Origin of the sequence: Gallibacterium anatis DSM 16844 = F 149, from assembly GCF_000379785.1 — a bacterium.
GTDB classification, from domain to species: Bacteria; Pseudomonadota; Gammaproteobacteria; order Enterobacterales; family Pasteurellaceae; genus Gallibacterium; species Gallibacterium anatis.
Map to the genome: position 1 here is coordinate 21,819 of NZ_KB903684.1, position 11,501 is coordinate 33,319.

Consider the following 11,501-nt stretch of genomic DNA (forward strand, 5'->3'; position numbering starts at 1 on the left):
GTTCTTTAACTTTGGAGGGATTTATGAATCAACAACCCCAACAAAAGAAATTTTGGCTTAGTGATATTGATGAAATCCTCGCATCATTTTTCTTAGCATTAATCGTTCTACTTTCAGGCTACGGCGTTATTATGCGCTATTTTCTCAATTCGCCTAGTGCCTGGGTAGAAGAAATGTGTGTTGTTTTCTTTATTTGGTTTACATTTTTAGCATCAAGTGCCTTATGTAAAAATAATGAACTTATTCGCATTGATTTCCTGTTAAGCAAACTTCCTCACAAAATAGCAAACTTTATCGATGGCGTTATACAGCCTTGCATTATGATCTTTGCGTTAGTTTTTATGATCTATTTAGGATTCAAATTATTACCAATGTCCAAGGTGCGTTTTACACCAACACTACATATTTCTTATCTCGCTATTTATGCCATTATTCCAATTAGTGCCTGCTTTATGCTTTATTACGAGATCAGAAAGATTGTCTATTACTTCAGAATTAATCATAGGAGTAAATTATGAGCGTAGTTATCCCTATTACAATTTTGTTAATTCTTTTTGTTATAGGAACTCCTGTTGCATTTTGTATTTTCATTTCCACACTCTGCTATTTTTTGATGAGTGATCTACCAATGATTATGCTTATTCAACGTTTAGCCGGAGGTTTAGAGTCTGTCACTTTATTGGCAATACCATTCTTTATTATGGCAGGTGTTTTTATGAATCACACCGGTATTAGTGCAAGATTACTAAAATTTTGTGAAGTTCTAACCGGACATATGAATGGTGGATTAGCTCAAGTTAATGTGGCATTAAGTACATTAATGGGTGGTCTATCTGGTTCAAATATTGCCGATGCCGCGATGAATTCAAAACTGTTAGTGCCACAAATGGTCGCTCGTGGTTATAGTGCTTCATTTTCTGCCGCTGTTACCGCAGCTGGTTCACTAATCACTCCGATTATTCCACCAGGTATTGCAATGATTATTTACGGCTATGTGAATAATGTATCTATTGGCAGATTATTCTTAGCCGGCATTATCCCAGGAACATTACTCTGCATTATGATGATGATTTTGGTCTCAATCATTTCTAAAAAAAGAGGGTATTTACCAATTAGGGAAAAAAGAGCAAGCTGCAAAGAAATTGCACTCTCCGCTAAAGATGCTGTTCTCGCATTATTATTACCAATCATCATTATTGGTGGTATTAGAATGGGCGTTTTTACGCCTACCGAAGCAGGTGCTGTTGCCGTCATTTATGCCATTATTTTAGGAACTTTAATCTATAGAAATATGGATATAAAACAACTTTGGTTGGCAACAAGAGAATCAGCTTTAGGCGCAGCCAATGTCTTATTAATTATTTGTATGGCTGTTGCCTTCTCTAAATTCTTAACTTGGGAACGTGTTCCTCAAGCATTGGCTCAATGGATGACAACTGTTGTTGATAGCCCAATTACATTCCTTATGCTAGTTAATATTTCATTACTGATTTTAGGTATGTTTCTTGAAGGCAATGCCATTATGATCGTGCTTGCACCGTTACTTGCACCAATCGCCAATTCATATGCCATAGATCCTATTCATTTCGGCATCGTGTTTATTTTCAATGGGGCAATCGGAACCATCACACCGCCATTGGGCACAGTAATGTTTACTACTTGTTCCATCACAGAAGTACCAATCGAAAAATTTATTAAAGATGTCATTCCTTTTTGGGGGCTACTCATCTTTGAATTAATACTACTGACTTATATTCCATCTATCAGCATTTGGTTACCAAACCTTGTTTATGGAATTGCAAATTAATGAAGGACAATAAATTATGAAACAACTCAACCGTACAAACTTTCCGGGAAATCAATATCCAACAAAAATCATTCAATTTGGTGAAGGCAATTTCTTACGTGCTTTTATTGATTGGCAAATTGATTTATTAAATGAAAAAACTGATTTTAATAGCGGTGTAACCATTGTGCGTCCGATTAATACCGATTTTCCGCCGTCATTAAACACCCAAGACGGACTTTATACCACTATTATTCGTGGTTTAAATGAAAAAGGTGAAGCGGTAAAACAGGCGCGGATTATTCGTTCAGTTAATAATGAAATTAACCCTTATCAACAATTTGATGATTACCTTAATTTAGCACATAACCTTGATATTAAAGTAATTTTTTCTAATACCACTGAAGCCGGCATTAGCTATCACGAAGGTGATAAATTAACCGATCGCCCGGCACTAAGTTATCCGGCAAAACTAACGCAACTTCTCTATGAACGCTTCAAGGTTGTCAATGGCGACAAGAGCCAAGGTTTTATTTTATTGCCGTGTGAATTAATCGATTATAACGGCGTAGAATTAAAACGTCTGGTACTTCGTTATGCCCAAGAATGGCAACTACCAGCTCAATTTATCGATTGGCTAGAACAGGCGAATACGTTCTGCTCCACTTTGGTCGATCGTATTGTGACCGGTTATCCTCGTAATGAAGTGGAACAACTTACTGACGAACTCGGTTATCAGGATCAATTCTTAGATACCGCCGAATATTTTTATCTGTTTGTCATTCAAGGTCCGAAATCTTTAGAAAAATTGTTCCGTCAGGATCAACTCAAATTAAATATCTTGGTTGTGGATGACATCAAACCTTATAAAGAACGCAAGGTCGCCATTTTAAACGGTGCGCATACATCATTAGTTCCGGTTGCATACCTTGCCGGCGTGGATTATGTCGGTGATGCAATGCAGGATCAACAACTACGCCAATTTGTGATCGATACTTTAGCGCAAGAAATTATACCGGTGCTCTCATTGCCACAAGACGAGTTGCAACATTTTGCCGATGCGGTCATCGGACGTTTCCAAAATCCGTTTATTCAGCACGCACTGTTATCAATTTCGCTTAACAGTATGACTAAATACCGCACGCGTATTTTGCCGCAATTATTGGCTTATCAGCAAAAATATCAAAAATTACCGGTGCGTTTAACCTTCGCTTTAGCGGCGTTGATTGCTTTTTATCGCGGTAAACGAAATCAACAAGCTATTCCATTGAAGGATGATCAAATTTGGTTGGATCATTTTGCAGATTGGTGGCAACAATGGCAGCAACAAACGCTCTCCACTAAACAGTTAGTACAAAATGTCTTGAGCCAAACCGAACATTGGCAACAGGATTTAACTCAACTTCCTGACTTAGTGGATGATGTTACCGAAAAATTGGATGCTATTCTCGCAAAAGGAATGCGTAACGCATTATCACAATATTGTTAGGAGCGATTATGAAGCAGTTTATTCAAATTCAAGCTCAGGATAATGTTGCCGTTGCGCTACAAAATTTAAGCGCAGGCACTGTTATTCATCTTGCAGATAAGGAAATCATCCTAAAACAGGATATTCCTCGTGGGCATAAATTTGCGGTAAAAGATATTGCCGCACAGGAAAACATTATCAAATATGGTTATCCCATTGGACACGCTACCTGTGACATTGCAAGCGGTGATTATGTGCATACGCATAATGTGAAAACCAATTTAAGCGATATTAATGACTATAGCTATCAACCGAATTTTCCGGCGATTAACATTAATGAAGCAGATCGTGAAGTGCAGATCTATCGCCGTGCCAATGGTGATGTTGCTATCCGTAACGAACTCTGGATTATCCCGACTGTCGGCTGTGTGGTCGGCATTGCTAATCAAATTCGCCAACAATTTTTACAACAAAATTCGGCAGATGACATTGATGGTGTATTCACTTTTTCTCACAGTTATGGTTGTTCGCAACTTGGCGATGATCACCAAAACACCAAAGTAATGTTACAAAATATGGTTAAACATCCTAACGCCGGTGCAGTATTGGTGATCGGTCTTGGATGTGAAAATAACCAAATTGATGCATTTCGGGAAACTTTAGGTGATTACGATCCGCAACGTGTTAAATTTATGGTATCTCAACATTTTGAAGATGAGGTCGAAGCCGGATTGGAATTATTGCAGCAACTCTATCAACAAATGCGCAATGATCGCCGCCAAGCAGGGAAATTAAGCGAAGTGAAATTCGGTTTAGAATGTGGCGGTTCTGATGGTTTGTCCGGTATTACTGCCAACCCTTTGTTAGGCAACTTTTCTGATTACTTAACTGCTCACGGTGGAACAACCGTATTGACTGAAGTGCCGGAAATGTTTGGTGCAGAACGCATTTTGATGAGCCACTGCCGCGATCAACAAACTTTCGATAAAACGGTTGCAATGGTAAACGGCTTTAAACACTATTTTATCTCCCATCATCAACCGATTTATGAAAATCCTTCTCCGGGCAATAAATCAGGTGGCATTACCACATTGGAAGATAAATCGCTCGGCTGCACCCAAAAAGCCGGTCATAGCCAAGTGGTCGATGTGTTGAAATATGGTGAACGCCTCTGCAAAGCCGGTTTAAATCTATTAACGGCGCCGGGGAACGATGCGGTTGCCACCAGTGCGTTAGCTGCCGCCGGCTGTCATATGGTGTTGTTCACCACCGGTCGCGGCACACCATACGGCGGCTTTGTACCAACAATGAAAATTGCTACTAACAGTGAATTAGCTCAACGCAAACGCAACTGGATCGACTTCAATGCCGGACGTTTAGTTGAAGATGTTGATATGAGCCAGTTATTGGACGATTTTATCAACAATGTGGTTGAAATCGTGAACGGCAAACCGACTAAAAACGAAATCAATCAATTCAGAGAGTTAGCAATCTTTAAGAGTGGCGTAACCTTGTAAAAGATATTTCACAAACAACCCGATACAAAAACGGCATAACCTACATTTTGTGTAAGTTATGCCGCATTTTTAATGGTGGTTCACGATTAAATATCTAAATTCGCGTGCAATGCATTGGTTTCAATGAAATCACGGCGCGGTTCAACTTCATCTCCCATTAAAGTGGTGAAGATTTGATCTGCTGCCACTGCATCACGAATGGACACTTTTAACATACGACGTGCTTCCGGATCCATTGTGGTTTCCCATAACTGTTCCGGATTCATTTCACCCAATCCTTTATAACGCTGTACGGACAAGCCACGACGCGACTCTTTCACTAACCAGTCAATTGCTTGTTCAAATGAGCTAACATTCAAGCGGCGTTCGCCACGAGTAACATAAGCCCCCTCTTCAAGTAGGTTGCGTAATTGATGGCCAAGTTTCAACAATAGTGCATATTCACTGCCTTCGATAAAATGGAAATCCAAGGCGTGATCGGTATCAATGCCGTGAGTGCGCACAGTGATCACCGGTTCATATAAATGACGTTCTGCATTGTATTGTACTTTCGCAGAATAATGGGTACCGTGCTGTTCTTTGCGGGTCAAGGTTGCCACTAATGCATCCACCCAGCTTTTCACGGCTTCCTCTTGCTGCATTAGTGCCGGTGTTAAATCATCCTGATAAATCAACTCGCGCAAAATTGCTGCCGGATAACGGCGAGATACTCGGTTAATCATTTTATTTACACGGTTATATTCTGCGACCAAATTCTCCAACGGCAAACCTTGCATTGCCGGTGCGGTCGGATTGACATATAACGCCGCTCCGTCCAACGCAATCGCCAATTCATATTGGGTCATTGCATCGTCATCTTTAATATATTGTTCCTGTTTACCTTTCTTCACTTTGTAAAGTGGCGGTTGAGCAATATAAACGTGTCCACGTTCGATCAACTCCGGCATTTGACGATAGAAGAAAGTTAATAACAAGGTACGAATATGTGAGCCGTCCACATCCGCATCGGTCATAATAATAATGCTGTGGTAACGCAATTTGTCCGGATTATACTCATCACGCCCAATGCCACAGCCCAATGCGGTAATCAATGCCGCTACTTCTTGGGAAGAGAGCATTCTGTCAAAACGAGCCTTTTCAACATTTAAGATTTTTCCTTTTAACGGCAAAATTGCCTGATTTTTACGATTACGTCCCTGTTTGGCAGAACCGCCGGCGGAATCCCCTTCCACAATGTAGAGTTCTGACAATGCCGGATCACGTTCCTGACAATCCGCCAATTTACCCGGCAAACCGCCTAAATCCAATGCGCCTTTACGGCGAGTCATCTCTCTGGCTTTACGTGCCGCTTCTCTTGCACGAGCCGCATCAATAATTTTGCCGACAATAATTTTGGCATCGTTCGGATTTTCCAATAAATATTCTTGCAAACGCTCACCAACTGCAGATTCCACTACACTTTTCACTTCGGAAGAAACCAGTTTATCTTTGGTCTGTGATGAAAATTTAGGATCCGGCACTTTAACGGACACAATCGCCACCAAGCCTTCACGCGCATCATCACCTGCCATCGCCACTTTCGATTTTTTGTTATACCCCTCTTTTTCCATATAGTTATTAAGGGTACGGGTCATCGCTGCACGAAAACCGGCTAAGTGAGTTCCACCATCACGTTGAGGAATATTGTTAGTGAAACAATATAAATTTTCTTGGAAACCGTCATTCCACTGCAACGCCACTTCCACACCGATACCATCCTTCTCGGTATTAAGATAGAAAGGTTTACTATGAATCGGATTTTTATTTTTGTTTAAATATTCCACAAATGCTTGAATTCCACCTTCATAATGAAAGTGATCAGAACGGTTGGTGCGTAAATCAATTAAACGAATAGATACGCCTGAATTCAAAAATGAAAGCTCACGCAAGCGTTTAGATAAGACCTCATATTGGAATTCTGTGTCGCTGAAAATAGACGGACTTGGCCAGAAACGCACAGTAGTTCCGGTTTTATCACTCTCACCGATAACTGCCAACGGTGCCTGCGGTTCGCCTAGATGGTAAAATTGTTCGTGAACGTGTCCTTCTCGGCGAATGGTGAGCTGTAACTTGTCGGAAAGTGCATTTACCACCGACACCCCCACGCCGTGCAAACCGCCTGAAACTTTATAAGAGTTGTCGTCAAATTTACCGCCGGCGTGCAATACGGTCATAATCACTTCCGCTGCAGAAACGCCCTCTTCTTCGTGAATACCAACCGGAATACCTCGCCCATCATCCTGCACGGATACGGAATTGTCTTCGTGAATAGTCACCACAATGTCTTTACAATAACCGGCTAAAGCTTCATCAATCGCATTATCAACGACCTCGAACACCATATGGTGCAAACCTGTACCATCATCGGTATCTCCGATATACATACCCGGACGTTTACGCACCGCATCAAGCCCTTTTAATACTTTAATACTTGATGAATCGTAAGAATTTGACGTTTGATTTGACATAATTATTATCTCTAGTTTTATTCAAAAAATTAGGCTGAATTATAGCAGAAAAGGGCTTTAAATCCTAGAACATACCGATTTTATGCTCCTGTTTTCGGAAGAAACAATACCTTAACGGCGGCATTGCTGTGCGAATTGTTCGCTGGCTTGATCCAACCAACTTTGATTATGAGAAGCCGTTTGATTTTTCATATCTCGTAATGCATCATAAATTGCCTGTTCCAGTGTCGGGATGTCCACCTGCTGCCAGCAATTTAAATGTTGAAAATTGTTTTGCAAATCGGCAGCAAAAATAATGCCGCTGTAATAATCGTAAATATAGCCGTCAAAACCTTTTCCCTGATCATAAAGCTGATGTTTTAGCTCAGAAATCGGCTGTTTATATTTGCCGTTAAACCAATCAACAACACCGTGTGCAAAAGAATCAACATTAAAATGCTGATTAACTCGTCCTTGATAAGTCTGCTGTGTCGCCTGATAAACCGGTGCATAAGTGCTTTTCACCAGCTGCTCTTGTGGCAGATCAATCACCGGCTTTGCCTCATGTTGCTGCGCACAGGCCGCTAGCAACAAAATCGCTGTCATCAAAAATAATTTTTTCATTGTCTTATGTTTTCCTTGATATTCAATAAATCACTAATATACCTCAAGCAACGGATGATAAATTTTACAATTCAGTGTTATAATCGCAACTTAATTCATCCTTATAACAACTTTTAATTATGAGTCGTCAGAAAAAAACAAGAAAAATCAGTGATTTAATGCCTGCACGTAAACAGGATAAAACCGATATTTCCAGCACTAAAAAAGGCAAAAAACCAACAAGATATGAGTTGGATAACAAGGCTTGGGAAGAAAAACGTAAGAAAAAACATAAAGGTCGCCCTTCCGGCAGCCGTTATGCTAACGCTGAAAAAGCGGATATGATTATGGAGAATGTCAAAAAAGATCCGCGTGTCGGCAGCCGTAAAAAAATCCCATTAATTGTGGAAGAAGTGAATCAGCAACAAAACAGATCCGTTGAACCCATTGAGATTGTCATTCGTCCGAAAAAAGAGCGTTCCGCCGAACAGGAATTATTTGAGTTGGAAAATAACGAAATTCTGAATCAATTGCTTGATCAACTCGAAGCGGGAGCAAAACTTTCGAAGAAAGATCAAGAATTCGTTGATCAATGTTTAGATCGTATTGACGAATTAATGGCAGAATTAGGTATTGAGCCGGAAGATGACAATGAGCAGGATCTTTACCATCAATTTGAAAAAATCAATATCAACCAATTTAAATAAATTACGATGAATATTTCAGTATTACTATTAATTGTTGGCTGTGTCATTATCATTGCAATGGCAAGTTATCTTATTTGGCTACTGCTTGCCATCAAAAAGCAGAAACGCTTATTACAGCAGGCTTATCAACAACGAATGGATCGATTGTTAGAAAGTATCGAAATTATAGCCAAAGCAATGTTGAGTGATGAATGCAATCATTCCGAAGGTGTGTTACGCTTAAAACCGTTGTTGGAAGCCTATGGCAAAATTCAGCTGAATGCCTTCCCTGCGATGCAGGAGCTTTACCTCACCGTTAGAGATATGCCGATTAAGGAAGAACGTCAGGCATTGGATAAAAAAGAGAGAAGGAAGCTCGATCTCACCAGAGAAAGTAAAGAAGCAAAATTAGAAAAGCAAATCAAGTTGGAGTTGCCTCAATTACTTGAGGGTCTTAAATAATCATAATTAGTGGGTATTTATTATGTCAGAAATTTTATGGGATCATAATCTGATTCGGAAATATAACCAATCAGGACCGCGTTATACTTCATATCCGACAGCATTGGAATTTAATGAAGTTTATAACAATGATGATTTTATTATGGCGGCGGAACGTTATCCGACACGGCCGTTATCATTATATGTGCATATTCCTTTCTGTCATAAGCTCTGTTATTTCTGTGCGTGTAATAAAGTCATTACACGGCATCAACATAAAGCGGATATTTATTTGGACTACTTGGAAAAAGAGATCCGCACCCGTTCAGCGTTATTCTCAAAACGTACCGTTACCCAAATTCACTGGGGCGGCGGTACACCGACCTATTTGACGGAAGAGCAGTCTGACCGTTTAATGTCTATGTTACGTAGCCATTTCACAATTAGTGAAAATGCGGAAATCAGTATCGAAATGGATCCACGTGAAATTGAGCTTTCGATGTTGGATCATCTGCGTAAAATCGGTTTCAATCGCATCAGTATGGGCGTGCAGGATTTTAATAAAGAGGTTCAGAAAGCAATCAATCGAGAACAGGATGAACAGTTTATTTTTGACTTAATGCATCACGCTCGTGAGTTGGGCTTTCAATCCACCAATCTTGATTTGATTTACGGTTTGCCGTTGCAAACATTAGACAGCTTTATGTTTACCTTGCAGAAAGTGCTTGAATTAAATCCTGATCGCTTAAGTGTTTTCAATTACGCACATTTACCGACACGTTTTGCCGGTCAACGCAAAATTAAACAGGAAATGTTGCCTTCACCGGAAACAAAATTATCTATACTGCAAAATACCATCGAATTTTTAACCAGCTCCGGTTACAAATTTATCGGAATGGATCACTTTGCCAAACCGGATGATGAATTGGCTATTGCGCAGGCAAATGGCGTTTTGCATCGTAATTTCCAAGGCTACACCACTCAGGAAGAGTGCGATTTGTTGGGAATGGGCGTGTCTGCAATCAGTCTTTTAGGCGACACTTATGCACAAAACCAAAAAGAACTGAAAAGTTACTATGCCGACATTGAAACTCGCGGTATCGCATTAAATAAAGGCTTAGTGATGACACGTGAAGACTGTTTACGCCGTGATGTCATTAAAGCCTTAATCTGCAACTTCAAATTGAAATTTGCGGTTATCGAGCAACAATATCAAATCAACTTTAAGCAGCATTTCGCTGAAGATTTGGCATTGCTTGCCCCTTTAGTCGAAGACGGATTACTTAGCATTGATGATGAAGGCATTACCGTTTCATCAAAAGGGCGTCTGTTAATTCGCAACATCTGTATGTGTTTTGATACTTACTCTCGCCAACAGGCAAAACGTCAGCAGTTTTCACGTATTATTTAATGAAAAGGAATCCGGATGAATACTTTACAATTTATCATTCAAACCGTTATCGGCGTCTATATTTTTATTTTAGTCGCAAAAGTCTGGTTGCAATATTGCAAAGTTGATTTCTACAATCCGTTGTCGCAAACATTAGTAAAATTGACACAACCGGTGTTGTTGCCGTTACGTAAAATCGTGCCAATGAAATATGGCATTGATTTTGCTGCAGTTTTGCTTGCGTTTATGCTAGGTGCAATCAAATTGCCTTTGCTCTATTTTGTGGTTTCCGGCCATCTTTCATTAGAATTGCCTTATGTGCTGTTATTAGGCGTGCTTTCTGTTGTTAAAGCGTGGGGTGAAATCATCTTTTGGGCGATATTTTTACGTGCTATTTTGAGTTGGTTCAGTCGTGGCGGTAATCCGTTAGATTATGTGTTATATCAAATCAGTGAACCGTTGCTGGCACCGATCCGCCGTATTTTACCACGCACCGGAATGCTTGATTTTTCAGTAATGGTATTAGGGATTATCCTGATTCTACTCAATAACGTATTGCTTGATCTCTTTGGTCAACTTTGGATGATTGCGTAATGGCAGTCAATCGTACTGAAAATGGGCTGTTGTTAAACATTATCCTGCAGCCCAAAGCCGGAAAGGATCAAATTGTCGGCTTATATGGTGATGAATTAAAAATCACTATTACCGCACCGCCTATTGATGGCAAAGCTAACGCTCATCTGCTTAAATTTCTTAGCAAACAATTTAAAGTCGCCAAAACACAAATTGAATGGCATATAGGACAAAATAGTTGATAAAAATAGGCTTAAAGCCTTATAGTACAAGGCTTTAAGCCCTCTTTTTGAAATATGAATAAAAAACTGCCCTTTCTGCCATAACACCTCAATTCAGAAGTATGGCAAACAAAATAATCTTCAACGTTATAAATGCCCCAGCTGTAATAAAACATTTACCTTCAAACCTAAATTAAATCCGGAACAAATCTGGCTTAATTATACTATTGGTAAACAGACTCAACAGCAGTTAGCTGATAAATATCATTGCTCTCCACGAACTATACGAAGATATTTAGAAAAAGCGTCTAAAACATTATTAAATCCCCC

The 11,501-nt window shown here is 39.8% G+C and carries 11 protein-coding genes and 1 pseudogene; 10 read left to right on the plus strand and 2 right to left on the minus strand.

Annotation, left to right across the window (positions count from 1 at the left end; translation table 11 throughout):
* Positions 1-23: 23 nt before the first annotated feature.
* From A3EO_RS0104135 to A3EO_RS0104150, 4 genes are read left to right on the plus strand one after another with little or no spacing between them, the layout of a single operon-like run.
* Positions 24-518: a TRAP transporter small permease gene (locus tag A3EO_RS0104135; protein ID WP_018346132.1), complete on the plus strand. Its 495-nt coding sequence runs from the start codon at positions 24-26 to the stop codon at positions 516-518.
* On the plus strand, positions 515-1,807 hold the full coding sequence (locus A3EO_RS0104140) for a TRAP transporter large permease (protein WP_018346133.1): 1,293 nt from the start codon (positions 515-517) through the stop codon (positions 1,805-1,807). Before A3EO_RS0104135 ends, A3EO_RS0104140 begins: the two co-directional genes overlap by 4 nt.
* Positions 1,808-1,823: 16 nt before the next feature.
* Complete coding sequence (locus A3EO_RS0104145; RefSeq protein WP_018346134.1) at positions 1,824-3,275, plus strand: tagaturonate reductase; 1,452 nt, start codon at positions 1,824-1,826, stop codon at positions 3,273-3,275.
* 8 nt (positions 3,276-3,283) lie between these two features.
* Positions 3,284-4,771, plus strand: coding sequence for a UxaA family hydrolase (locus A3EO_RS0104150; RefSeq protein WP_018346135.1), 1,488 nt, complete (start codon positions 3,284-3,286; stop codon positions 4,769-4,771).
* An 86-nt stretch (positions 4,772-4,857) separates the two neighbouring features.
* Here A3EO_RS0104150 and gyrB read toward each other — a convergent pair whose 3' ends face one another.
* Positions 4,858-7,278 (minus strand): DNA topoisomerase (ATP-hydrolyzing) subunit B, encoded by a 2,421-nt coding sequence (gene gyrB, locus A3EO_RS0104155; protein WP_018346136.1) that lies wholly within the window; start codon positions 7,276-7,278, stop codon positions 4,858-4,860.
* Positions 7,279-7,389: 111 nt separating this feature from the next.
* On the minus strand, positions 7,390-7,881 hold the full coding sequence (locus A3EO_RS0104160; RefSeq protein WP_018346137.1) for a SadB/YajI family lipoprotein: 492 nt from the start codon (positions 7,879-7,881) through the stop codon (positions 7,390-7,392).
* Positions 7,882-8,000: 119 nt separating this feature from the next.
* Between A3EO_RS0104160 and yihI the strand changes: the two genes are divergently transcribed.
* From yihI to A3EO_RS13960, 6 genes and pseudogenes are all read left to right on the plus strand, one after another.
* Positions 8,001-8,567, plus strand: a complete 567-nt coding sequence (gene yihI, locus A3EO_RS0104165; protein ID WP_018346138.1) for a Der GTPase-activating protein YihI — start codon at positions 8,001-8,003, stop codon at positions 8,565-8,567.
* A 6-nt stretch (positions 8,568-8,573) separates the two neighbouring features.
* A complete protein-coding gene (locus A3EO_RS0104170) occupies positions 8,574-9,008 on the plus strand; it encodes a DUF2489 domain-containing protein (protein WP_013745314.1) in 435 nt (144 codons plus the stop codon).
* A gap of 22 nt (positions 9,009-9,030) precedes the next feature.
* Positions 9,031-10,398 (plus strand): oxygen-independent coproporphyrinogen III oxidase, encoded by a 1,368-nt coding sequence (hemN, locus tag A3EO_RS0104175; RefSeq protein ID WP_018346139.1) that lies wholly within the window; start codon positions 9,031-9,033, stop codon positions 10,396-10,398.
* A gap of 15 nt (positions 10,399-10,413) precedes the next feature.
* The gene (locus tag A3EO_RS0104180) at positions 10,414-10,971 is read left to right on the plus strand and encodes a YggT family protein (protein ID WP_018346140.1); all 558 of its coding nucleotides are present in this window, start codon (positions 10,414-10,416) and stop codon (positions 10,969-10,971) included.
* Positions 10,971-11,183, plus strand: a pseudogene (locus A3EO_RS12640) (DUF167 family protein); the annotation flags it as partial. The gene A3EO_RS0104180 and the pseudogene A3EO_RS12640, both read left to right, overlap by 1 nt.
* Positions 11,184-11,283: 100 nt before the next feature.
* Positions 11,284-11,501, plus strand: a 218-nt coding sequence (locus A3EO_RS13960) for a transposase-like zinc-binding domain-containing protein (RefSeq protein WP_457911896.1), incomplete at its 3' end; no start/stop codon positions are given.

What these genes read in the sequence shown, in the direction of transcription:
- A3EO_RS0104135 (WP_018346132.1), top strand. Translation starts at nt 24, where the DNA reads ATGAATCAACAACCCCAACAAAAGAAATTTTGGCTTAGTGATATTGAT.
- A3EO_RS0104140 (WP_018346133.1), top strand. Translation starts at nt 515, where the DNA reads ATGAGCGTAGTTATCCCTATTACAATTTTGTTAATTCTTTTTGTTATA.
- A3EO_RS0104145 (WP_018346134.1), top strand. Translation starts at nt 1,824, where the DNA reads ATGAAACAACTCAACCGTACAAACTTTCCGGGAAATCAATATCCAACA.
- A3EO_RS0104150 (WP_018346135.1), top strand. Translation starts at nt 3,284, where the DNA reads ATGAAGCAGTTTATTCAAATTCAAGCTCAGGATAATGTTGCCGTTGCG.
- gyrB (WP_018346136.1), bottom strand. Translation starts at nt 7,278, where the DNA reads ATGTCAAATCAAACGTCAAATTCTTACGATTCATCAAGTATTAAAGTA.
- A3EO_RS0104160 (WP_018346137.1), bottom strand. Translation starts at nt 7,881, where the DNA reads ATGAAAAAATTATTTTTGATGACAGCGATTTTGTTGCTAGCGGCCTGT.
- yihI (WP_018346138.1), top strand. Translation starts at nt 8,001, where the DNA reads ATGAGTCGTCAGAAAAAAACAAGAAAAATCAGTGATTTAATGCCTGCA.
- A3EO_RS0104170 (WP_013745314.1), top strand. Translation starts at nt 8,574, where the DNA reads ATGAATATTTCAGTATTACTATTAATTGTTGGCTGTGTCATTATCATT.
- hemN (WP_018346139.1), top strand. Translation starts at nt 9,031, where the DNA reads ATGTCAGAAATTTTATGGGATCATAATCTGATTCGGAAATATAACCAA.
- A3EO_RS0104180 (WP_018346140.1), top strand. Translation starts at nt 10,414, where the DNA reads ATGAATACTTTACAATTTATCATTCAAACCGTTATCGGCGTCTATATT.